Genomic DNA, 21,249 nt, shown 5'->3' with positions numbered 1-21,249 from the left:
GAAGCCGCTGGCCGCATACCGGAACTTACGTTTAATCTAAAAGGATAATTATCATGGCAGTGATTAACACTAACAGCCTGTCGCTGATGACGCAGAACAATCTGAGCAAATCTCAGTCCTCCCTGGGCACGGCGATCGAGCGTCTGTCTTCCGGTCTGCGTATTAACAGTGCCAAAGATGATGCGGCGGGACAGGCGATTGCGAACCGTTTTACATCTAACATCAACGGCCTGAACGTTGCTGCGCGTAACGCCAATGACGGTATTTCCCTGGCGCAAACGGCAGAAGGTGCACTCAGCGAAATCAACAATAATTTACAGCGTATCCGTGACCTGACCGTGCAGGCGCAGAACAGCTCCAACTCTGCTTCCGATATCGACTCTATCCAGTCCGAAGTGAATGAGCGTATGAAAGAAGTCAATCGTGTAACGACACAGACTGATTTCAACGGTATCAAAGTATTGAATACCGCCGCTGCGGAAAAAATATATAGCTTCCAGGTAGGAGCGAAAGATGCTGAAACAATTGGTATTACTGTAGGCACTAGCGATAGCTATAACCTTGCAGCTACAGGTAATACTGATGGCTCCCTGAACACTAAAAAGATGGTATCTACTCCGGGTACGGGTGGAGCTCCGGACACCGGAGCGGATGTTGTTAACGGTGTTGGGCGTAAGACTGAGGCCGTGGGTTTTGATGTTCTACACGGTGCTGTAACTGGTGGCGCAACTGCTGGTGCAGCTGCTGGCACCACTCCACTGAAAGGTATTGATGATGCGATTAAAGCGGTTGACTCTCAGCGTAGCTCCTTGGGCGCCTCCCAGAACCGTTTTGAATCCACTATAAATAACCTGAACAATACAGTGAACAATCTGACGGCTGCTCGTTCTCGTATTCAGGATTCTGATTACGCGACGGAAGTGTCCAACATGTCCCGTGCGCAGATCCTGCAACAGGCTGGTTCTTCTGTGTTGGCTCAGGCTAACCAGGTTCCGCAGACTATGCTTTCTCTGCTGCGTTAATTCGCACATTCCTGACCAAACCTCGCGCTTGCGGGGTTTTTTCATATCCATTGTTACCCATAACCCCCAAATAACCCCTCATTTCACCCACTATTCTTGCGATTAAAAACCCTCCAGAAACGGATAATCATGCCGATAACTCAACTAACGCAGGGCTGTTTATCGTGAATTCACTGTATACCGCTGAAGGTGTGATGGATAAACACTCGCTGTGGCAGCGTTATGTACCGCTGGTGCGTCACGAAGCATTGCGCCTGCAGGTACGCCTGCCCGCGAGTGTGGAGCTTGACGACCTGCTACAGGCGGGCGGCATCGGGTTGTTAAACGCAGTGGACCGTTATGATGCCCTGCAAGGAACGGCATTTACTACCTACGCGGTGCAGCGCATCCGTGGGGCGATGCTTGATGAGTTGCGCAGCCGTGACTGGGTGCCCCGCAGCGTCAGGCGTAATGCCCGCGGCGTTGCGCAGGCAATTGGTCAACTGGAGCAAGAGCTGGGCCGTAATGCTACCGAAACAGAAGTGGCAGACCGGTTGGATATCCCGCTCAACGAATACCGTCAGATGTTGCTCGACACCAATAACAGCCAACTCTTCTCTTATGACGAGTGGCGTGAAGAGCATGGCGATAGTATCGAACTGATTACTGAAGAACATCAGCAGGCAAACCCGCTTCAACAACTGTTGGAAGGAAATTTGCGTGAACGTGTGATGGGCGCAATTGATGCGTTACCCGATCGCGAAAAGATGGTGTTGACCCTTTACTACCAGGAAGAGCTGAATCTGAAAGAGATTGGCGCGGTGCTGGAAGTGGGGGAGTCGCGCGTCAGTCAGTTGCACAGCCAGGCGATTAAACGTTTACGCACTAAGCTCGGTAAGTTGTAAATGCCCGTCATATTTCAAGTCGCATCTTTGTTGGCAGCGTTCATGCGCCCGAATCACTTACTGATGTAAGTTCATCGGGACTTGTTCTCTTGCCGCCGTGCTGCGACTCGAATTATTTGGGTATTTGGCGAGATAATCGGGATTACATAATGACGGTGCAGCAATTAAAAAAACGGCCATTAAGCCGTTATTTGAAAGACTTTAAACACACACAAACTCATTGTGCGCAGTGCGCAAAATTGCTCGACAGAATCACGCTTACGCGTGGGGGTGAAATTGTCAGCAAAACCGCCATCGCCCAACTTGATACCTTAATAGATGAAAATGGCTGGCAGGCTGAACGCCAGTCCTGGGCGGCACTGTGCCGTTTTTGCGGTGATTTGTACTGCAAAGAGCAGCAACACTATTTCGATATCATTGGCTTTAAAGAATACCTGTTCGAGCAAACCGAGATGAGCCACGGCACTATCCGCGAATATGTGGTGCGCCTGCGTCGTCTGGGGAATCATTTTGCCATACAAAATATCCCTTCTCCCACTTCAACTAAGGCCTTCTTCGACGATTCACTGGAAGAATGGTTACCGCCAACCAGCACCAACAATTACCGTATTGCACTGCGCAAGTACGGGCAGTTCCAGACCCTGAACCAAAATACCCATGCCCATTTCCAGGAAAAAAAATCAACTTCTGATCATTACCCAAAAGATTTCATGTTGCAGGAAGGCGGCAAGCGAGTGAATCCCGATGAGCTTACTGTAGTAAGTGATTCGGGTGAAAGAGAGCAGCCAACGCACCTGCAACTTGAAAGATAAGGGTATATATTAAAATGGCATAACTTGTAGCGTAGTGGTTTTGATTGATTATATTAAGTCGTTACACTACATCAAATTATCGACATTCGGGGTATCTATGAAATTAGCAATGGTGGGGCGTCAGGCGCTGATGGGCGTGCTGGCTGTGGCAATGGTAGCTGGCGCGAGTGTGCAGACGTTTGCGGCGGAAAACTTACTCAATAAAGTTAAAGAACGCGGCACGTTGCTGGTTGGGCTGGAAGGGACTTACCCTCCGTTTAGCTTCCAGGGTGATGATGGCAAACTGACCGGTTTTGAAGTGGAATTTGCGGAACAACTGGCACAGCACCTGGGCGTGAAAGCCGCGCTTAAGCCGACTAAATGGGACGGCATGCTGGCGTCACTGGACTCCAAACGCATCGACGTGGTGATTAATCAGGTCACAATTTCCGATGTGCGTAAGCAAAAATATGATTTCTCAACGCCATACACCGTTTCCGGTATTCAAGCGCTGGTGAAAAAAGGCAATGAAGGCAGCATTACCGGGCCTGAGTCGCTGAAAGGTAAGAAAGTGGGTGTTGGCCTTGGGACAAACTACGAAGAGTGGTTGCGTGCCAATGTGCAGGGCGTTGATATCCGCACTTATGATGATGACCCAACCAAATATCAGGATCTGCGCGTAGGTCGTATCGATGCCATTCTGGTTGACCGCCTGGCGGCACTGGATCTGGTGAAGAAAACCAAAGATACCCTGGCAGTAGCTGGCGCACCATTCTCTCGTCAGGAGGCGGGTGTTGCCGTTCGTAAAGGCAACGAAGACCTGGTTGAAGCTATCAACAAAGGTATCGCTGAAATGCAGAAAGATGGTTCTTTAGCGAAGCTTTCCGAGAAGTGGTTTGGCGCTGACGTGACTAAGTAGTTTACGAAAGCCTGAAAAAAGGTGCTGATTTCAGCACCTTTTTTTATTTGCATTTGCGGGCATTCGGCCAGGCTCGTGCATAATGAAGAGATGTGAATTTTTAATAAGTGTATGGAGTTGCTCATGTCACTGCACAATCTGACGCGTTTCCCGCGTCTGGAATTTATTGGCGCCCCGACGCCACTCGAATATTTGCCGCGTTTTTCTGACTATCTCGGCCGCGAAATCTACATCAAGCGTGACGACACAACCCCTATGGCGATGGGCGGGAATAAGCTGCGTAAACTTGAGTTTCTGGCTGCGGACGCATTACGTGAAGGGGCTGACACGCTGGTTACCGCAGGGGCAATTCAGTCGAATCACGTTCGCCAAACCGCAGCGGTTGCCGCAAAACTCGGCCTGAAATGTGTCGCTCTGCTGGAAAACCCGATCGGTACGCAGGCAGAAAATTACCTCACCAATGGCAACCGTTTGATGCTCGACCTGTTTGATGTCGAAATCGAAATGTGTGATGCGCTCCATTCACCAGACCAACAACTCGAAGAAATAGCCGTTCGTCTTGAAGCACAGGGTTTTCGCCCGTACGTGATTCCGGTGGGTGGGTCGAATGCACTGGGTGCGTTGGGTTATGTGGAAAGCGCGCTGGAAATCGCCCAGCAGTGCGAAGGTGCGGTGAGCGTATCATCTGTTGTTGTTGCATCCGGAAGCGCGGGAACGCACGCGGGGCTTGCCGTCGGGCTTGAGCAAGTGATGCCGGATGTCGATTTAATCGGTGTTACCGTATCGCGCACTATTGCTCAGCAATTACCGAAAGTGGAAGCATTGCAGCAGGCAGTGGCGCAGTCGCTTAGTGTCAGCGCAAACAATCCGATTAAACTTTGGGATGACTACTTCGCTCCGGGCTACGGCACGCCGAACGAAGAAGGGCTTGAGGCGATTAAAATTCTCGCCCGTCTGGAAGGGATACTGCTCGATCCGGTTTACACCGGCAAAGCCATGGCGGGTTTAATTGATGGTGTGGCACAGAAGCGTTTTAAAGACGAAGGCCCGATTATCTTTATTCATACCGGTGGGGCGCCCGCGTTGTTTGCTTACCATCCGCATATTTAGAAAAACAGGGTTACTATGCAAGAAAGTATTCAACTGGTGCTGGACTCAGCGCCATTCCTGCTCAAAGGTGCGGTGTTCACGCTGCAACTCAGCATCGGCGGTATGTTCTTTGGGCTGATTCTCGGTTTTTTACTGGCGCTGATGCGCTTGTCTCGATTCTGGCCGTTTTCACTGCTCTCACGTTTCTATGTGTCGATTTTTCGTGGTACGCCGTTAATCGCGCAGCTGTTTATGATCTATTACGGCCTGCCGCAGTTTGGTATTGAGCTTGATCCTATTCCGGCCGCAATGATTGGTTTGTCGTTGAATATGGCGGCATATGCATCAGAAACTCTGCGCGCTGCCATTTCATCAATTGAGAAAGGGCAGTGGGAAGCGGCGGCAAGTATCGGTATGACGCCGTGGCAAACTTTGCGCCGGGCGATTTTACCGCAGGCTGCTCGTGTGGCATTACCACCACTGAGTAATAGCTTTATCAGTCTGGTAAAAGACACCTCGCTTGCAGCCACAATTCAGGTTCCTGAGTTGTTTCGCCAGGCTCAGCTTATTACTTCGCGCACGCTTGAGGTGTTTACCATGTATCTCGCGGCTTCCTTGATTTACTGGGTGATGGCAACGGTGCTCTCTTCGTTGCAGAACTACTTTGAAAATCAACTCAATCGCCAGGACAGGGATCCAAAATGAGTGCCATCGATGTAAAACAACTGGTCAAGAAATTCCACGGGCAGACCGTGCTGCATGGCATCGATCTGGAAGTAAAAGCGGGTGAAGTGGTCGCCATTATTGGGCCAAGCGGCTCAGGTAAAACTACGTTATTACGTTGCATTAACTTGCTGGAACAGCCGGAGTCGGGAACCATCAGGGTTGGCGATATCTCCATTGATGCAGCGCTTTCGCTGAATAAGCAAAAGAATAAAGTGCGCGAACTGCGCCAGCATGTTGGTTTTGTATTCCAGAGTTTCAACCTTTTCCCGCACCGCACGGTGATTGAAAATATCATTGAAGGGCCGGTGATTGTTAAAGGTGAGCCGAAGGAAGAGGCAATAGCACGCGCCCGTGAGCTGCTGGCGAAAGTTGGCTTAAGCGGCAAAGAAACCAGTTACCCGCGCCGCCTTTCAGGTGGCCAGCAACAGCGCGTAGCGATTGCCCGCGCGCTGGCGATGCGCCCGGAAGTGATTCTGTTTGATGAGCCAACTTCAGCACTCGATCCGGAGCTGGTTGGGGAAGTGTTGAGCACAATCCGCCAGTTGGCTGAAGAGAAGCGAACCATGGTGATAGTGACCCATGAAATGAGCTTTGCTCGTGATGTTGCTGACCGAGCTATTTTCATGGACCAGGGACGCATTGTGGAGCAGGGGCCGGCTCGTGAGTTGTTTGCTAACCCTAAGCAGGCTCGTACCCAGCAATTTCTTGAAAAGTTCCTTACGCAGTAGCTTGAATGGCCCCAATCGGGGCCATTATTTATAGTCAATTAACCCTGTAATTAATAAGCGTTATAAATAAAAAATAACTATTGAGTAATGATTTTCAATATTCAGCTGTTGTTGCAGTTAAATCATATAAATAATTTTGGTAAATGTGATAGCGTTAAGCATTACATTCGAAAATGAATTCAATGTCAGGAGATTCGCCAGATATAATGGATGATCGTAACTTTTTTAGCTGGCGGCTGGATGCGCTTAATATCTTCCAGTCTGTCACTCAGGCTGATGAAATAACAAAAATTCTGCATCAGCAAACTGAGCTGTTGGAGTTTGACTATTACTCGCTATGTATACGTCACCCGGTGCCATTTACTCGTCCTAAAACCTCTTTAAGATCGTCCTATCCGCAGAGCTGGCTCGACCACTACCATGCAGAAAACTACTTCGCGATTGATCCGGTGCTGCGCCCGGAAAATTTCATGCGTGGTCATCTTCCCTGGGATGACGAACTTTTTAGTGATACCCCACAGTTCTGGGATGCGGCAAGGGATCACGGCCTGCGCCGCGGCATTAGCCAGTGTGTAATGGCACCTAACCGGGCAATTGGTTTTTACTCAGTTTCACGTACTCAGGGCAAAGGGAAAGTATTACCTGGCGATGAGCTTCAGTTACGCCTGCAGTATTTGGGTGAATTGAGCCTGATGACATTAACGCGTCTCAACGATCCGTCTATGGATGCGCTGACATTAAAACTCAGCAAGCGCGAGCGGGAAATATTGCAGTGGACGGGCGAAGGAAAAACATCGGCTGAAATAGCTATTATTTTGTCGATATCAGAAAATACCGTCAATTTTCATCAGAAAAATATGCAGAAGAAATTTAACGCGCCAAATAAAACACAAATTGCCTGTTATGCGGCAGCGATTGGAATAATTTGAAAGGGGAGTTAATTCGATGACTCTTCAATGAAACGGCTGGAGAAACATTCCTCATCCAGCCGCCTTTAACGATTACTGACGGTAAGCCTGTTTAATTTGCTTAACAGTATTACCAAAGACTTCTGCGTGCGCCGAGTCATCCATCTGAGCAATTTGCTTTTCCATTTTAATGATAACCTTGCCTGCATCGGCTTGGCCCATGGCTTTCAGCATCTGAGTCAGCATAGCTTTCAGGCAGGTAACTTCAATAGCCAGTTCACTACTGTTGTCTGCGGTGGAAAAATCAGGAGTGCTCATTTGTGTTCCTCGGTCTCGGTTGGTACACCGTTGAATTGTGTAACGGTTTCGTAAGGCGGCGGAGTATAGCACAATCGTAAACCATTTTATTAGTGCTAACGCTAATCGTGCGGGTTGTTATCTGTACAATGCTGTTAAATTGTTTTGATTATGTTTGTTTGTGGTTAAATGTTGCGGTTTATAAGCATTATTTAATACGTCTAATATTAATGGATTATCGTTTTTTTTAATGTGAAAAGCATTTTTATTATTTAAAGACATAAATTAATCAAATTGCTTGTACAGTTTCCACTGTACAATTAAATTTCCAAAAACAGTGGAAACTCTGAAAATCTGTTTTTGCATTTTAAAGTTACCGGAAAACCCGTTAATATAGCGTGATAATTTTTAGTAGCGTAATTCCTTTTCTGGAGAGTCCCCTTTGATCAACGTACTTCTTGTTGATGACCACGAACTGGTGCGCGCAGGGATACGACGCATTCTTGAAGATATCAAAGGGATCAAGATATCAGGTGAAGCAAATTGCGGTGAGGATGCCGTTAAGTGGTGCCGTAGCCATCAGGTTGATGTTGTCCTGATGGACATGAACATGCCGGGCATTGGCGGCCTTGAAGCAACACGCAAAATCGCGCGATATTCAACTGATATCAAAGTGATTATGCTGACTATTCACACTGAAAATCCGCTGCCGGCGAAAGTCATGCAAGCAGGTGCTGCGGGTTATTTAAGTAAAGGTGCAGCACCGCAGGATGTTGTTAATGCGATTCGCTCAGTAAACGCGGGTCAGCGTTACATTGCATCAGACATCGCCCAACAGATGGCGTTAAGCCAGATTGAACCGGAAAAAACGGACACACCGTTTGCCAGTTTGTCTGAGCGTGAATTACAGATTATGCTGATGATCACCAAAGGCCAGAAGGTCAATGAGATCTCTGAGCAGCTTAGTCTGAGCCCAAAAACGGTCAATAGTTACCGTTACCGCATGTTTAGTAAACTGAATATCAGTGGCGATGTTGAGCTGACACACCTGGCCATTCGTCATGGTTTATTTAGTGCGGAGACGTTAATCAGTAGTGAGTGAAATCTTTGACCCGCGAGCTTTTCTCAAGACAGTAACCAGCCAACCTGGCGTCTATCGTATGTATGACGCCAGTGAGACGGTTATTTACGTTGGTAAAGCCAAAGATCTGAAAAAACGCCTGTCGAGCTACTTCAGGAGCAATCTTGCCAGCCGTAAAACGGAGGCTCTGGTTGCGCTCATCCAGCATATCGACGTGACGGTAACCCATACCGAGACAGAAGCGCTGCTGCTTGAACATAACTACATCAAGCTTTATCAGCCTCGTTATAACGTATTGCTGCGTGATGACAAATCCTATCCTTTCATTTTCCTGAGCGGTGATACTCACCCGCGACTTGCTATGCATCGTGGGGCGAAACATGCGAAGGGTGAATATTTCGGGCCATTCCCAAACGGCTACGCAGTACGCGAAACGCTGGCGTTATTACAAAAAATCTTCCCGATTCGTCAGTGCGAAAACAATGTCTATCGCAATCGCTCTCGTCCATGTTTGCAATACCAGATTGGGCGCTGTCTTGGGCCGTGTGTTGCGGGTTTGGTCAGTGAAGAGGATTACGCCCGGCAGGTGGAATATGTGCGCTTGTTTCTGTCAGGAAAAGACGATCAGGTTTTGAACCAATTGATCGCCAGAATGGAAGAGGCGAGCAAAAACCTGGAATTTGAAGCCGCTGCGCGAATTCGTGACCAGATTCAGGCAGTCCGCCGTGTGACTGAAAAACAGTTTGTCTCTAATACCGGCGACGATCTGGATGTGATCGGCGTGTCGTTTGATTCGGGTATGGCATGTGTACACGTGCTGTTTATCCGCCAGGGTAAAGTATTGGGCAGCCGCAGTTACTTCCCGAAAGTACCCAATGGCACGGAACTGTCAGAAGTGGTTGAAACTTTTGTTGGCCAGTTCTATTTGCAGGGCAGCCAGATGCGCACCTTGCCTTCTGAAATTCTGCTCGACTTCAATTTGCCGGATAAAAACCTGCTTTCAGATTCCCTGACGGAACTGGCGGGGCGGCGCATCAACGTGCAGACCAAACCACGAGGCGATCGCGCGCGTTACCTTAAACTTGCCCGAACTAATGCGGCTACTGCGCTGGTGACACGTCTGGCGCAGCAGTCGACTATCCATCAACGCCTGGCGGCGCTCGCCAATGTGCTGGAGCTGCCAGCGATTAAAAGGATGGAGTGCTTCGACATCAGCCACACCATGGGTGAGCAGACTATCGCTTCTTGTGTCGTTTTTGATGCGAACGGGCCAGTACGTGCCGAATATCGACGCTATAACATTGAAGGGATTACACCTGGCGATGACTATGCCGCGATGAACCAGGTATTGCGTCGTCGTTACGGTAAAACTATCGATGAAAGTAAAATTCCGGACGTTATCCTGATTGACGGTGGTAAGGGGCAACTCGGCCAGGCAAAAACCGTCTTTGCAGAACTTGATGTGGAGTGGGATAAAAATCATCCGCTGTTGCTCGGCGTGGCAAAAGGCGTGGACCGCAAAGCTGGACTTGAGACGTTGTTCTTCGAACCAGAAGGGGAAGGGTTCTCACTGCCGCCAGATTCTCCTGCCTTGCATGTTATCCAACATATCCGTGATGAATCGCACGACCATGCCATTTCCGGGCATCGTAAAAAACGCGCAAAAGTGAAAAATACCAGTGCGTTGGAGACAATCGAAGGGGTTGGGCCAAAACGTCGCCAGATGTTGTTGAAATATATGGGGGGATTGCAACCATTAAAGAATGCATCCGTAGAAGAAATTGCAAAAGTGCCAGGCATCTCGCAAGCGTTGGCAGAAAAGATCTTCTACTCGTTGAAACATTAAGGGCTCTGTAGCAACATAGAGACAATTTCCACTTACGACAGACAGTTAACCAGCACTATGCAATTTAATATTCCGACATTGCTTACTCTGTTTCGTATCGTCCTTATCCCATTCTTTGTGCTGGCTTTTTATCTGCCGTTCAGTTGGGCACCTTTCCTATGCGCGTTTATCTTCTGGTTCGCTGCAATAACAGACTGGTTTGATGGCTATCTGGCGCGGCGCTGGAACCAAAGCACGCGTTTTGGAGCATTCCTTGATCCGGTAGCGGATAAAGTCATGGTCGTCGTTGCGCTGGTGCTAGTGGTGGAACACTACCACTCATGGTGGGTGACGCTACCTGCGGCCACTATGATTGCCCGTGAAATTATTATCTCTGCGTTACGCGAATGGATGGCTGAAATTGGCAAGCGCAGCAGCGTTGCTGTCTCCTGGATTGGTAAGTCCAAAACCATGGCACAAATGCTGGCGTTGATCGGTATGCTCTGGCGTCCAAATATGTGGATTGAGTATGCGGGGATCGGTTTATTCTTTATCGCTGCGGTACTAACTTTCTGGTCAATGTTCCAGTACTTAAAAGCGGCAAGCAAAGATCTGCTCGACAGCTCAGGCACTTAATAACCGTATCAGACACAAGAGATGAGCTCCTGTCGGGCTCATCTCTTAAAAGCACCAAACTCCCCCCAGTTCCAAATACCGAAATCCTCACTGAATCTCAATAGAAGGTTATATTTAACCTATCGATACCATGTACGATAATAGGGAAATTATGATTCGCTTATCCTCGCTTGCCCTTGTGCTTGCCGCCGTTACCAGTAGCGCCCAGGCCGTTACCTATATGCTTCCACCTGAGGGTAGCCGCTTGGTCGGCTCGCCGCTAACCGTTAGCGTACCTGAAGGGAATACCCAGCCGCTAGAGTACTTCGCCGCGTTATATGGGCAGGGGCTAAGCAATATGCTGGAAGCCAATCCAGGGGTCGATCCATTTTTGCCAAAAGCCGGTACCCAGTTGACGATTCCGCAACAAGTGATTTTGCCAGATACCGTACGCCAGGGCGTCGTGATTAACGTCGCCGAAATGCGGCTTTACTACTACCCAGAAGGGGGCAATACGGTAGAAATTTTGCCCATTGGTATCGGACAGGCCGGGCGAGAAACCCCGCGTAACTGGGTGACGAGGGTTGAGCGTAAGCAGGAAGCTCCAGGCTGGACACCAACACCGAATACCCGACGCGAATACGCGAAAGAAGGGAAAACTCTGCCAGCGTACGTGCCACCGGGTGAGGATAACCCGATGGGGCTGTATGCGATTTACATCGGCAAGCTTTACGCTATTCACGGCACGAATGCCAACTTTGGTATCGGCCTGCGCGTTAGCCAGGGGTGCATCCGCCTTCGCAAAGATGACATTAAGTATCTGTTTGATAATGTGCCGGTGGGGGCGCGTGTGCAGCTGATTGATCAGCCGGTGAAAGCAACTGTCGAACCGGACGGAAGGCATTGGCTGGAAGTGCATGAGCCTCTGTCCCGTAACCGTGCGGAGTTTGAATCTGACAAGAAAGTGCCGCTACCCATGACACCAACTCTGCGCGATATGACGCAAGGTTCTGGCGTAGATGCAGGCATGGCGAGCGCAGCGTTGACCCGTCGTTCCGGGATGCCGGTGCCAATTAGTATTGAATCTGGAAAAGCAGGTCAGCTATAAAACGCAAATTCTAAAAAGCAAAAAGCCCGCTTAGTTTCCTAAGCGGGCTTCTCTAATATGGCTCCTCTGACTGGACTCGAACCAGTGACATACGGATTAACAGTCCGCCGTTCTACCGACTGAACTACAGAGGAATCGGTTAACGGGGCGCATAGTAACTAGCGGCTACTGGGTTGTCAAAGGCTGATTAGGTGAAATGTGTTTGATTGCTGTTTTAATCATCAAAAAGAAGAAAGGAGCCGCAAAAACACGGCTCTTTGAGGGATTTACATGCGCTGCGTTCTGACTGGCGCTGTTGCCTCTATCAGCCATGGCCGCGCAGTACTGGAAACGAGCGGCGACAATGTTTCCCGCACCAACTGGTGGTAATCATCAAGCCAGGCAATCTCTTGCTCACTTAACAATGGTAACTCCACCGCGCTTAAATCAATCGGGATCAGCGTCAGCGAGGCGAATTTACAGAAACCAGGAACAGAGGCGACAACTTCCACCTGGTTTTCAATACGAATGCCATGGCTGCCAGCGAGGTAATAACCCGGTTCGATAGTCAGCACGTTGCCCGGCAGCATTGGCCACGGGTTCACTTTTTTCGCCATACGGTGTGGGTTTTCATGAATCAGCATGTTGTGGCCGACACCGTGACCAGTTCCGTGGTCATAATCCAGACCCAGTTCCCACAGTGGACGGCGAGCAAATGCATCCAGTTGGTGGCCCTGTGCGCCTTGCGGAAATTGCAGCGAAATCAGCGACAGGAAGCCTTTCAGAACCGCGGTGTAGTGCAGGCGGCGTTGAGCATCGAGTTGCCCAAAGTTCAGCGTGCGGGTGGCATCGGTGGTGCCGTTGAAATACTGGCCACCGGAGTCATTGAGATAAAATTCATTACTGCCGATGGCAAAGTTGGTTTCCGGTGCGCTGTGGTAATGGCACATGGCGGCATTGCCCGCTGCGGCGGAAATGGTGCCAAAACTTTGCTCAATGAAGTTGTCACATTCCTGACGGAAAGCGAGCTGTTTTTCCTGGGCTTCAAGTTCAGTAATCGGATTGCCAGCGGCTTCACGCAGCGGTACTTCATGGCTGAGCCATGCAAGGAAATTCACCCAGGCTGCACCATCCTGAATGTGGCTTGAACGATAGCCGTCCAGTTCGATATCGTTCTTATTGGCTTTCATTAGTGTGATTGGATCTGGCTGCCATTCGATGTCACCGCCGCCTTGTTCCACAGCAAAGCGCACGGCGACAGGCGTGTTGTCGCCATCAAGCAAGAAGCGCTTCCCGGCCGCAAGCTGCTGGCAACGTGCGAGGAAGGCATCCGGGCTGAGGACGGCGATTGACTCCAGCACTGAATTGTCGAGTTGTTGCAGCTTTGCCTCGTCAACAAACCACTCAACGGCACCGTCATTTTTAACCAGCGCAAACGAAAGCGGCACTGGGCTTGTTGGGATGTCTGAACCGCGCACGTTAAGCAACCAGGCAATGTTGTCTGGCAAAGTGAGCGCAAGGTAATCGACACCCTGGCACGTCAACGCTTGCGCGACTCGGGCACATTTAGACTTAGAAGATTCACCGCTAATCACATCAGGCATCTGGCGTATCAGCCCACGAGGTATCGCCGGACGTGTCGCCCAGATTTGATTGACCGGGTCATCATTAACCGCAACCAGGTCGCAGCCGCTGGTACGCAGGTTTTCATACTGGCTGTTGACCATCAGCAGCGGTTCAAACGCTATGCGTTTACCGGCTGACAAATTTTCGTGAAGCCAGAGATGAATCGGCTCATCGTGCAAATGGTGGATTTCAAACTCGTCCAGATTCACCTGCTGGCGCGCCTGAACCTGATAGCGGCCATCAACGAACAGCAACGCGCGGTCAGCCAGAATCAGAGCCAGGCCCGCAGAGCCGTCAAAGCCGCTGATAAACTCCAGTTTGTCGTCATAAGGCGCGCAATATTCACTTTGCCAGGCGTCGGTGCGTGGAACCAGCATGCCATCCAGTTCGCGCTCTTTAAGCAGGCTGCGCAAGGCAGCGAGGGGTGATGTGTGTTGCATTATTATTTTCTCTTAACGGAAAGGAGGTTCATTAAAAGTACGTAATTTGCGTGAGTGCAGGCGTTCGCCTTCAGCGCGCAAGAGATCAATCGCGCAGATACCAATCTGCAAGTGCTCCGAAATTGCCCCTTCATAAAAGCGGTTGGCCTGGCCGGGGAGTTTAATTTCACCGTGCAGAGGTTTATCGGAAACACATAACAACGTGCCATACGGTACGCGGAAGCGATAACCCTGTGCGGCAATGGTGGCGCTTTCCATATCAATAGCGACGGCGCGGCTGAGGTTAAAACGCAAGGCCGATGCGGAATAGCGCAGCTCCCAGTTACGATCGTCGGTGGTGACGACAGTCCCGGTACGTAAACGTTGCTTAACTTCTTCGCCCGGCATACCGCTCACCAGCTTGGTTGCGTCGTACAACGCCCGCTGCACCTCAGCAATGCTTGGGATTGGGATATCTGGCGGTAGCACCGCATCCAGAACGTGATCATCACGTAGATACGCATGGGCCAGAACATAATCGCCAATCGACTGGCTTTCACGCAGGCCGCCGCAGTGGCCTATCATCAGCCACGCCGCCGGGCGCAACACCGCCAGGTGGTCACAAATAGTTTTCGCATTTGACGGGCCAACACCGATATTCACCAGCGTGATGCCGGTACCGTTGGCATCGATCAAGTGCCACGCGGGCATTTGGTGTTTTTTCCAGGCGAGATCGGAAATGGCTTCTTCCGGGGCCTGGCTGTCGGCCGTCAACCACACGCCACCGGCGCAGGAAAGTGCGACATACGGGCTTTCAGGGTCAAGAATTTGCTGGCAACCCCAGCGCACAAACTCGTCCACATAGCGGGTGTAGTTGGTAAACAACACGAAAGACTGGAAGTGTTCTACCGGGGTGCCGGTGTAGTGGCGTAAACGCGCGAGCGAAAAATCGACGCGTCGGGCATCAAAATGTGAAAGTGGGTAGAACTCTGTAGGGTGGAACAACCCATCCGCTGTCTCATCGCCAATTTGCGACAGTTCGGTGGTGGGAAAATAGCGCGGCAAACCGGCGCTCATTGAGCGGTCCAGCGACAAACTGGAACCATCAATCACATACGGATACGGGATTTCATGCTGCGATAACCCCACTTCTATGTGTGCGCCATAGTCGTCATAAAGCAGAGTGAGTTGTTCGGCGAGATAATGGCGAAATAAAGCAGGACGGGTGACGGTGGTTGTATAACTGCCTGAATGGGTAAAGCGAGCATAGGCACGGGTTTTATTTGGGTGATGTACGGTGCCATCCCAACTGACGCGTAACTCCGGGTAGACAAATAAACCAGCGGCACGTTTTTCAATTTCGGGTAGTGCGCCGTTCTCAACATACTGGCCAATGGCGTCGCGCAGTGCGTTGACCGAGGCATCGTACAGCTCCTCTAGTTTATCGAGGGCCTGGTTCGGGGTAAGGGCTGTGGCGGCTGTCTGATGCGTCATCTTTTCTCCTCATCCTGCTGATTTTTACAGGGCTGTTTGCAGCTTCGATAGTATGTCATCGGGAGGAGGGAGCGAAAGGGGTTGGTAAGGGTTGAAAAGCAAAAAGCCGGCTTAATTTAGCTGGCTTTACACATTGGGTGCCTTCATGGGCTGTTAACGAATAACATTGACACCTGCCTGACGATAACGCTTAAACAGCTGATCGGATAGACCTTTGTCAGTTATCACACAATGAATACAAGAAAGCGTGCTGATGTTATAGGGATTGGTTTGTTCAAATTTGCTGTGATCAGCCAGCAGGATCACTTTTTTGGCGCGCTGGATAATGGTTTTTTTTATGCCGACTTCAAACAGGGTAGCGTTGGTGATACCGGCATCGAGAGATAACGCATCGCAGGAAATAAATGCCTGTTCAATAGAAAAGGTTTTCAGCATATCCGTAGCGAGGCTTTCTCCCACAGTGAAATAGCCGGGGCGGATCATGCCGCCGATAATATAGCTCTCCAGATGACTCATCTGCGCCAGATGATGTGCAATATTAACATCGGTAGTGACCACGCTTGCCGGTATATCCAGCGACTTTGCCAACGCAAGGCAGGTGGATCCGGAGTCAAGAATAAGAAAATCGTGTGGACGGATGTACTGACGTGCCAGCAGGGCTATCTGTTTTTTTGCTTCGACATTAATATTTTTTTTCATGTCGAAGACGAATTCTTTATCCGCGTTATTGACGTTAAAGCGCAACCCTCCATGATAACGTTCCATGCCGGGATAGTGGGCCGCAATATAGTTAAAATCGCGCCTTAAAGTGGCATCGGCATAATTCAATAATTCATGTGCCTGTTGAATGCTGAACTGATGGTGTATCCACAAGTAGTGCAGGATATTACCGATACGTTCACTACGCTTTTGGCTCATCGGATTCATCCTGAAACTGGCGTAGCGCGTATGCAATATCGTTCTCAGCAAATAGAGCCCGGCCGAGTACCAGATGGCGAGCTCCCGCATGAATCAGCGTTGAGGCAACATTGAGATCAACACCTCCGTCAGCCCAGATTTCAGCCTTTGGGAATAACCGCGCGGCTTCGGCCACTTTATCTGACATTGCCGGAATGAAACGTTGCCCTTCACCATCCGGTTCGCTGGTCATTATCAACAAGCCATCAAGTTGTTTATTCAGGTAGCGGTAATGGGCAACGGGCGTTGCCGGATTAAATGCCAGTCCGGCTTTGGCACCGGTCAGACGGATAGCGTCCAGATCTTCTGATGGGTTAGCCAGCGCTTCAGCATGCAGAAAAATCCATGCCGGTTTTAGCGGTGCAATCCAGGTTAGCCAGCGGCGAGGCTCCGCCAGCATCAGATGAAATGACAAACAATGTTGCGTCTCACGGGCGATGGCGGTAACGGTCTTCATCCCGAAGGTGATGTTGTTGATAAAGCTGGTGTCTTCGATATCAATATGCAGGGAGCTTACTTTCAGGCGCGCCAGCGAAGAAAGTGTCTCCCCGAGTGTCAGCGGGTCGGAGGAAGCCAGGGACGGGTGGAGATAGACCATCTTTAACGCTCCTGTAGTGTGGGAGAACCGATCAGTTGAAAAAGTTCATGGTCAGTTTTTGCCTGTCGCAACCGGGTGAGTAACTCACCATCATCAAGCAGCGTTGTGATGCTCTGAATGGTTGCCAGGTGGGCATTGGCATCCGTGGCGCTAAGTGCAATCACCAACCATACCGGATCACAATCTTCATGGCCGAAACAAACCGGGCTCTCAAGCGTAGTGATGGCGATGCCATTCGCCAGTACGCCCTGTTCGGGGCGTGCGTGGGGCATGGCGATACCGGGTGCAATGACATAATAAGGGCCCCATTCAAGCGTATTTTCAATCACGCTCTGATAGTAGCGGCGGGTGGTGTAACCGGACTCCTCCAGCGACTGCAGGGCAATTTGAACCGCCTGCTGCCAGTCTGATGCTTTTCTCCGGGCTTGGGCGAGTTGGGGCTGATGTATCAGCATATTGACACCTGTAACGTAATAGCGATAAATAAAGGCCCGGTGTACTTTTGGCGAAGGCGCCGGGCCGTTAGTGATGACGGAGGGGCCGTTGAAAAACGGCCTCGTTTTACCTTCTGAGTTGGTGCACTTTTTCCATAAAGCGCGCGACCCGCGATTCATCGACGAAGTTATCGAATATCCCGTCTTTCTTGAAATGTGTTGCGGTGACACAACCGTCGGCAATGGCCAGTTGTTCTTCTACGTTATCCAGACACACCCCGGTATTGGCCAGCACGACGGTATCCGGTACCGTCTCTTTCACTATTTTGAGCAGGGCGGAATCCGTTTTGCTACCCGCGGTCAGGCCCGAAACACACAGTGCATCAGGATGGTTGTTGAACACCGTTGATTTAGCGATAGCGCGAATATCGCGGTTCCCCAGATAAACGGCGGCTTCTGGCACAATGTTGAATAAGGTTTTGACATGTGAGGCACCAATGCTGTGCTGGTGGCGAATCGTTTCGCCAACATTGGTATCCCAGATACCGAAATCGCTGGCGTAGGCACCGGTAAAGATTTCACGAATAAACTTACCGTCTACGGCCATCGCCAAATCAAACGAAGCGACCGGATCCCAAAGTACGTTGACCCCGTAAGGCACCTTAATCTCAGCCATCAACTGCCCGATAACGCGCGCCATAGCAGCGGTCGTTTCCGTTTTTACGCGCGTCAGATAGGGCAGGCTGAATTCGTTGGAGAACATGACGGCATCTACGCCCCCATTTTGTAGCGCAATCAAGTCATCGCGGGCTTTGTCGATAACCCAGTTCATGCCTTTTTTGCTGTCATAACCCGGATCACCAGGCAAGGCGCGCAAATGGCACATAGCAATAACGGCTTTCTCAGTACCAATAACAGTTTTAAGCCAACTCATATTTCACTACTCCTTTTTAACGATTGATAAATCAGGCAGATAACTCACGTTTACCCAGACCAATCACCACCAGCGCCGTGATACCAATGCAGACAATAGTGCCAATTAACCCCATGCCGACGAGTTCGGTAATCGACCAGCCGAACGGGTTGCCAACCGAAAGCGCGGTAATTTGTGAACCGTCTTTAGCCAGACTGAACCCCCCCTGTGCGGCCATCTGGGTAAAGTACGGGGCAAAATGGGTGGAAATCAGTAATACAAAAATCATGGTGATAAAGCTGGTGATTAAGGTACGCAGGAAATCTCCGCGATGGATAACGGTTGCCATACAGACAAAGAAAGGTGCAACGGGAAGGTCGGCGAGTGGCAGCACCTGATTCCCCGGTAACAGCCCGGCGGTGATGAGCATGATGGGGATTAGCAGCAGGCCGACGGCAATGGTGGTGGGGTGGCCAAGTGTGACGGCACTGTCCAGGCCGATATAAAACTCCCGACCATGAAAATGCTTTTGCAAGAAGGTGCGAGCCCCCTCGGATATAGGAAGCAAGCCTTCAACAATCAAACGGATCATGCGCGGGAACAGCACCATGATGGCCGCTACGGTGATCACCAGACTTGCCAGATCTTTGAATCCGTAACCGGCTGCGAGGCCAAAGATAATACCCAGAATCACGCCAATAATTACCGGGTCGCCAATCATGCCAAAGCGTTTTTGGATTTCGCTGGCATCAATGCTGTGGTTTTTCATAAACGGAATACGTTCATAGACCCACTCCAGCAGCAGCGCGATGGGGACTGAGCTGGTTCCCCAACCCTGGGGGATAGAAATGCCTTCCAGACCGACAATCTTTTGTACGCGACGGGCAGTGAGATCGGCCACTTTCAGTGACAATGCCGCATGGCAGACCGCCGCTATCACGCCATAGATCATGCTGCCGGTAAGAATATTGGCAATAGCACCGGTAATGGCGTAATGCCAATAGTTGTAGATATCCACGTTCATGGTTTTGGTCAGGCGTGTAACCAGTAACACAATGTTAAACAGGAACACCACCGGGATCACCACCGCCCCGACAGCTGTGGCATAACCGACACCAGAAGCCGGGCCTGCTCCTACATCCAGTAGATTCAGATGCAGGCCGAAACGCTCGATCATCAGTTTGATGGCGGGATTCAGGCTATCTATTGCCATGACAATCACTAGCCCCATTCCCACGAAGCCAATGCCGATGGTGACGCCAGCTTTAACTGCCTGGAAAAACGGGATACGGAAAATAAGCGCGATGAAAAACATGATGATGGGGACGAAAACTGTACCCCCGAGGGATAAAATATAATCAATCATGACGGTACCCTCTGATGTTATTTCAGTAACTCAAGCAACTGCTGCTTAAGTGGTTCATCGTTAATTCCCGTCAGAAATGCAGCACCATTCAGGCACGGTACTCCGTAATCAGTACTGGTTTTCATGGCCGTGACGATAAGATCAACCCCATGTTTATTGAGTGGGATTTCACTCAGACAACATTGATTGGTGGTGGCGTGGATACCTTGCTCACTCAGGAAACGGCTTAGTTTCTGGGCAATCATGGTGGACGTGGCCATGCCGGTACCACAGGCAACAAGTATTTTTTTCATTGCGGTGACCTCTTTTCTTTCACAGTTAATGGAAACGTTTCGGCTTTCGCTTCAACAAGATGTGCCAGCAGATTGATGCAGTGTTGCAGGTCGCTCAGGCTGGCAACTTCGCCAGGAGAATGGGTGTAACGACAGGGAATAGACAGACCCGCGCAGAGGATACCGTCCTGCTGAAGCTGGATGTACCCGCTTTCGGTAATCACGCCAGGTGCGACTTCGCGTTGAACCGGGATTTGATGCTGCACGGCGGTCGTTTCCAGCCAGTGAATGACTTTGGGTGAAGTAATAAGACCAGCCAGCGTGCCGCGTCCATGGTAGTTCAGACAGGTGATGCCGGGTCCCTGATTGATCACCAGATCAGAATAGTCGGCGAGATCCGGGGTATCGCACGAAGGCGTGATATCAATGCCGATCGTCAGGTCAGGGCTGATAGCATTTACGGCGGGAAGAATGCCGCGAATATTAAACTCTTCCTGTACCGCAGCGACGATAAACAAAGCCACTTCCAGCGTTTTTCCGGCGATTTTATCCGCCAGCCCAAGCAAGGCTGTGCAGCCCAGACGGTTATCCAGTGCCTTGCTGCAAACCAGATTATTGCCGAGTGCACGCGGTGGATTATTGAGTGTGATGGGCGTCCCAACATTAACCCCCATCGCCAGCGCATCCTGTTTGCTGCTGGCCCCGATATCGATCCACAGTTGGTCGATTGCAGGTTGATGGGTGCGTTCATCCCCTTTACTGAAATGGTAAGATTTGGTCCCGATACAACCCGGCACACTGCCTTTACTGCCCTGCAAATTCACCGTGGAGCCGGACATGGTTATCTGTGCAGGCCCGCCGACGCGTTCAAAACGAATAAAACCGTTCTGCTCAATCTTTCGCACCATAAAACCGACTTCGTCCATATGGGCGAACACCATCACGCGCAGCGCATCGGGTTCTTGACTGCCAAACTGTGCAATGACATTGCCCAGAACATCCCGACTTGTTGTGATAGCACCTTTTGCGAGAAGGGGTTGTATCACGTCAGCAACAACGGTTTCGTGGCCGGGGATGGCATCCAGCGACAGGAGATGCATCAGGGTGGAACGGGTATCAAAGGGCATAAATAACCTCAGAAGTGATTGACCGAGGGGATGTTATGCGGTGTATCTGATTGATTAAATGAGATGAAAAT

The 21,249-nt window shown here is 50.4% G+C and carries 21 protein-coding genes, 1 tRNA gene and 1 pseudogene; 12 read left to right on the top strand and 11 right to left on the bottom strand.

Features of this window, described 5'->3' with window-relative positions; genetic code table 11:
* The first annotated feature begins 53 nt into the window (after positions 1 to 53).
* From LVQ77_RS19885 to sdiA, 8 genes and pseudogenes are all read left to right on the top strand, one after another.
* Complete coding sequence (locus tag LVQ77_RS19885) at positions 54 to 1,022, top strand: flagellin N-terminal helical domain-containing protein (RefSeq protein WP_232905316.1); 969 nt, start codon at positions 54 to 56, stop codon at positions 1,020 to 1,022.
* Between the two features lie 164 nt (positions 1,023 to 1,186).
* The gene (locus tag LVQ77_RS19880; protein WP_064512046.1) at positions 1,187 to 1,906 is read left to right on the top strand and encodes an RNA polymerase sigma factor FliA; all 720 of its coding nucleotides are present in this window, start codon (positions 1,187 to 1,189) and stop codon (positions 1,904 to 1,906) included.
* A gap of 149 nt (positions 1,907 to 2,055) precedes the next feature.
* Positions 2,056 to 2,604 (top strand): annotated as a pseudogene (gene fliZ, locus LVQ77_RS19875) (flagella biosynthesis regulatory protein FliZ); the annotation flags it as partial.
* 211 nt (positions 2,605 to 2,815) lie between these two features.
* The gene (tcyJ, locus tag LVQ77_RS19870; protein ID WP_064512045.1) at positions 2,816 to 3,616 is read left to right on the top strand and encodes a cystine ABC transporter substrate-binding protein; all 801 of its coding nucleotides are present in this window, start codon (positions 2,816 to 2,818) and stop codon (positions 3,614 to 3,616) included.
* 123 nt (positions 3,617 to 3,739) lie between these two features.
* Positions 3,740 to 4,726: a D-cysteine desulfhydrase gene (gene dcyD, locus LVQ77_RS19865; RefSeq protein ID WP_232905315.1), complete on the top strand. Its 987-nt coding sequence runs from the start codon at positions 3,740 to 3,742 to the stop codon at positions 4,724 to 4,726.
* Positions 4,727 to 4,741: 15 nt separating this feature from the next.
* On the top strand, positions 4,742 to 5,410 hold the full coding sequence (tcyL, locus tag LVQ77_RS19860) for a cystine ABC transporter permease (protein WP_064512043.1): 669 nt from the start codon (positions 4,742 to 4,744) through the stop codon (positions 5,408 to 5,410).
* Positions 5,407 to 6,159 (top strand): L-cystine ABC transporter ATP-binding protein TcyN, encoded by a 753-nt coding sequence (gene tcyN, locus LVQ77_RS19855; protein ID WP_232864739.1) that lies wholly within the window; start codon positions 5,407 to 5,409, stop codon positions 6,157 to 6,159. Before tcyL ends, tcyN begins: the two co-directional genes overlap by 4 nt.
* Before the next feature lie 206 nt (positions 6,160 to 6,365).
* Positions 6,366 to 7,088, top strand: a complete 723-nt coding sequence (gene sdiA, locus LVQ77_RS19850; protein WP_064512041.1) for a quorum-sensing transcriptional regulator SdiA — start codon at positions 6,366 to 6,368, stop codon at positions 7,086 to 7,088.
* A gap of 72 nt (positions 7,089 to 7,160) precedes the next feature.
* Here the strand turns inward: sdiA and LVQ77_RS19845 are convergent, their stop codons facing one another.
* On the bottom strand, positions 7,161 to 7,385 hold the full coding sequence (locus tag LVQ77_RS19845) for a DUF2594 family protein (RefSeq protein WP_034458173.1): 225 nt from the start codon (positions 7,383 to 7,385) through the stop codon (positions 7,161 to 7,163).
* A 421-nt stretch (positions 7,386 to 7,806) separates the two neighbouring features.
* Between LVQ77_RS19845 and uvrY the strand changes: the two genes are divergently transcribed.
* The 4 genes from uvrY to ldtA all read left to right on the top strand — a co-directional run bounded on the left by uvrY (position 7,807) and on the right by ldtA (position 11,993).
* Positions 7,807 to 8,466, top strand: coding sequence for a UvrY/SirA/GacA family response regulator transcription factor (gene uvrY / locus LVQ77_RS19840; RefSeq protein ID WP_064512040.1), 660 nt, complete (start codon positions 7,807 to 7,809; stop codon positions 8,464 to 8,466).
* The gene (gene uvrC, locus LVQ77_RS19835; RefSeq protein ID WP_232864740.1) at positions 8,459 to 10,291 is read left to right on the top strand and encodes an excinuclease ABC subunit UvrC; all 1,833 of its coding nucleotides are present in this window, start codon (positions 8,459 to 8,461) and stop codon (positions 10,289 to 10,291) included. Before uvrY ends, uvrC begins: the two co-directional genes overlap by 8 nt.
* Before the next feature lie 57 nt (positions 10,292 to 10,348).
* Positions 10,349 to 10,906, top strand: a complete 558-nt coding sequence (gene pgsA / locus LVQ77_RS19830; RefSeq protein WP_232864741.1) for a CDP-diacylglycerol--glycerol-3-phosphate 3-phosphatidyltransferase — start codon at positions 10,349 to 10,351, stop codon at positions 10,904 to 10,906.
* 151 nt (positions 10,907 to 11,057) lie between these two features.
* Positions 11,058 to 11,993 carry a L,D-transpeptidase gene (gene ldtA, locus LVQ77_RS19825; protein ID WP_232905314.1) on the top strand — a complete coding sequence of 312 codons (936 nt, stop codon included), beginning with the start codon at positions 11,058 to 11,060 and terminating at the stop codon, positions 11,991 to 11,993.
* A gap of 58 nt (positions 11,994 to 12,051) precedes the next feature.
* Here the strand turns inward: ldtA and LVQ77_RS19820 are convergent.
* From LVQ77_RS19820 to LVQ77_RS19775, 10 genes are all read right to left on the bottom strand, one after another.
* Positions 12,052 to 12,127 (bottom strand) — tRNA-Asn (locus LVQ77_RS19820).
* Positions 12,128 to 12,259: 132 nt separating this feature from the next.
* The gene (locus tag LVQ77_RS19815; protein WP_232905313.1) at positions 12,260 to 14,038 is read right to left on the bottom strand and encodes an aminopeptidase P family protein; all 1,779 of its coding nucleotides are present in this window, start codon (positions 14,036 to 14,038) and stop codon (positions 12,260 to 12,262) included.
* 12 nt (positions 14,039 to 14,050) lie between these two features.
* Positions 14,051 to 15,511: an AMP nucleosidase gene (locus LVQ77_RS19810; RefSeq protein ID WP_232905312.1), complete on the bottom strand. Its 1,461-nt coding sequence runs from the start codon at positions 15,509 to 15,511 to the stop codon at positions 14,051 to 14,053.
* A 153-nt stretch (positions 15,512 to 15,664) separates the two neighbouring features.
* Positions 15,665 to 16,429 (bottom strand): DeoR/GlpR family DNA-binding transcription regulator, encoded by a 765-nt coding sequence (locus tag LVQ77_RS19805; RefSeq protein WP_232905311.1) that lies wholly within the window; start codon positions 16,427 to 16,429, stop codon positions 15,665 to 15,667.
* Positions 16,413 to 17,066 carry a beta/alpha barrel domain-containing protein gene (locus LVQ77_RS19800; protein WP_232905310.1) on the bottom strand — a complete coding sequence of 218 codons (654 nt, stop codon included), beginning with the start codon at positions 17,064 to 17,066 and terminating at the stop codon, positions 16,413 to 16,415. The genes LVQ77_RS19805 and LVQ77_RS19800 overlap by 17 nt, the downstream gene beginning before the upstream one ends.
* A gap of 2 nt (positions 17,067 to 17,068) precedes the next feature.
* Positions 17,069 to 17,518 carry a PTS sugar transporter subunit IIA gene (locus LVQ77_RS19795; protein WP_370639845.1) on the bottom strand — a complete coding sequence of 150 codons (450 nt, stop codon included), beginning with the start codon at positions 17,516 to 17,518 and terminating at the stop codon, positions 17,069 to 17,071.
* Between the two features lie 109 nt (positions 17,519 to 17,627).
* Positions 17,628 to 18,434 carry a BtpA/SgcQ family protein gene (locus tag LVQ77_RS19790; RefSeq protein ID WP_232864747.1) on the bottom strand — a complete coding sequence of 269 codons (807 nt, stop codon included), beginning with the start codon at positions 18,432 to 18,434 and terminating at the stop codon, positions 17,628 to 17,630.
* A 31-nt stretch (positions 18,435 to 18,465) separates the two neighbouring features.
* Complete coding sequence (locus LVQ77_RS19785) at positions 18,466 to 19,779, bottom strand: galactitol-specific PTS transporter subunit IIC (protein ID WP_232905309.1); 1,314 nt, start codon at positions 19,777 to 19,779, stop codon at positions 18,466 to 18,468.
* 17 nt (positions 19,780 to 19,796) lie between these two features.
* The gene (locus LVQ77_RS19780; RefSeq protein ID WP_232905308.1) at positions 19,797 to 20,072 is read right to left on the bottom strand and encodes a PTS sugar transporter subunit IIB; all 276 of its coding nucleotides are present in this window, start codon (positions 20,070 to 20,072) and stop codon (positions 19,797 to 19,799) included.
* The gene (locus LVQ77_RS19775) at positions 20,069 to 21,178 is read right to left on the bottom strand and encodes a M42 family metallopeptidase (protein ID WP_232864750.1); all 1,110 of its coding nucleotides are present in this window, start codon (positions 21,176 to 21,178) and stop codon (positions 20,069 to 20,071) included. The genes LVQ77_RS19780 and LVQ77_RS19775 overlap by 4 nt, the downstream gene beginning before the upstream one ends.
* Between the last annotated feature and the right edge of the window lie 71 nt (positions 21,179 to 21,249).

The organism is Buttiauxella cochleicola, assembly GCF_021282435.1.
Classification (GTDB): domain Bacteria; phylum Pseudomonadota; class Gammaproteobacteria; order Enterobacterales; family Enterobacteriaceae; genus Buttiauxella; species Buttiauxella massiliensis.
The sequence above is the reverse complement of the archived record's forward strand: the minus strand, read 5'-3'. Positions and strand labels throughout refer to the sequence as shown.

What these genes read in the sequence shown, in the direction of transcription:
- LVQ77_RS19805 (WP_232905311.1), bottom strand. Translation starts at nt 16,429, where the DNA reads ATGAGCCAAAAGCGTAGTGAACGTATCGGTAATATCCTGCACTACTTG.
- dcyD (WP_232905315.1), top strand. Translation starts at nt 3,740, where the DNA reads ATGTCACTGCACAATCTGACGCGTTTCCCGCGTCTGGAATTTATTGGC.
- LVQ77_RS19885 (WP_232905316.1), top strand. Translation starts at nt 54, where the DNA reads ATGGCAGTGATTAACACTAACAGCCTGTCGCTGATGACGCAGAACAAT.
- LVQ77_RS19790 (WP_232864747.1), bottom strand. Translation starts at nt 18,434, where the DNA reads ATGAGTTGGCTTAAAACTGTTATTGGTACTGAGAAAGCCGTTATTGCT.
- LVQ77_RS19815 (WP_232905313.1), bottom strand. Translation starts at nt 14,038, where the DNA reads ATGCAACACACATCACCCCTCGCTGCCTTGCGCAGCCTGCTTAAAGAG.
- LVQ77_RS19800 (WP_232905310.1), bottom strand. Translation starts at nt 17,066, where the DNA reads ATGGTCTATCTCCACCCGTCCCTGGCTTCCTCCGACCCGCTGACACTC.
- tcyL (WP_064512043.1), top strand. Translation starts at nt 4,742, where the DNA reads ATGCAAGAAAGTATTCAACTGGTGCTGGACTCAGCGCCATTCCTGCTC.
- LVQ77_RS19810 (WP_232905312.1), bottom strand. Translation starts at nt 15,511, where the DNA reads ATGACGCATCAGACAGCCGCCACAGCCCTTACCCCGAACCAGGCCCTC.
- pgsA (WP_232864741.1), top strand. Translation starts at nt 10,349, where the DNA reads ATGCAATTTAATATTCCGACATTGCTTACTCTGTTTCGTATCGTCCTT.
- ldtA (WP_232905314.1), top strand. Translation starts at nt 11,058, where the DNA reads ATGATTCGCTTATCCTCGCTTGCCCTTGTGCTTGCCGCCGTTACCAGT.
- LVQ77_RS19780 (WP_232905308.1), bottom strand. Translation starts at nt 20,072, where the DNA reads ATGAAAAAAATACTTGTTGCCTGTGGTACCGGCATGGCCACGTCCACC.
- sdiA (WP_064512041.1), top strand. Translation starts at nt 6,366, where the DNA reads ATGGATGATCGTAACTTTTTTAGCTGGCGGCTGGATGCGCTTAATATC.
- tcyJ (WP_064512045.1), top strand. Translation starts at nt 2,816, where the DNA reads ATGAAATTAGCAATGGTGGGGCGTCAGGCGCTGATGGGCGTGCTGGCT.
- LVQ77_RS19775 (WP_232864750.1), bottom strand. Translation starts at nt 21,178, where the DNA reads ATGCCCTTTGATACCCGTTCCACCCTGATGCATCTCCTGTCGCTGGAT.
- tcyN (WP_232864739.1), top strand. Translation starts at nt 5,407, where the DNA reads ATGAGTGCCATCGATGTAAAACAACTGGTCAAGAAATTCCACGGGCAG.
- LVQ77_RS19845 (WP_034458173.1), bottom strand. Translation starts at nt 7,385, where the DNA reads ATGAGCACTCCTGATTTTTCCACCGCAGACAACAGTAGTGAACTGGCT.
- LVQ77_RS19785 (WP_232905309.1), bottom strand. Translation starts at nt 19,779, where the DNA reads ATGATTGATTATATTTTATCCCTCGGGGGTACAGTTTTCGTCCCCATC.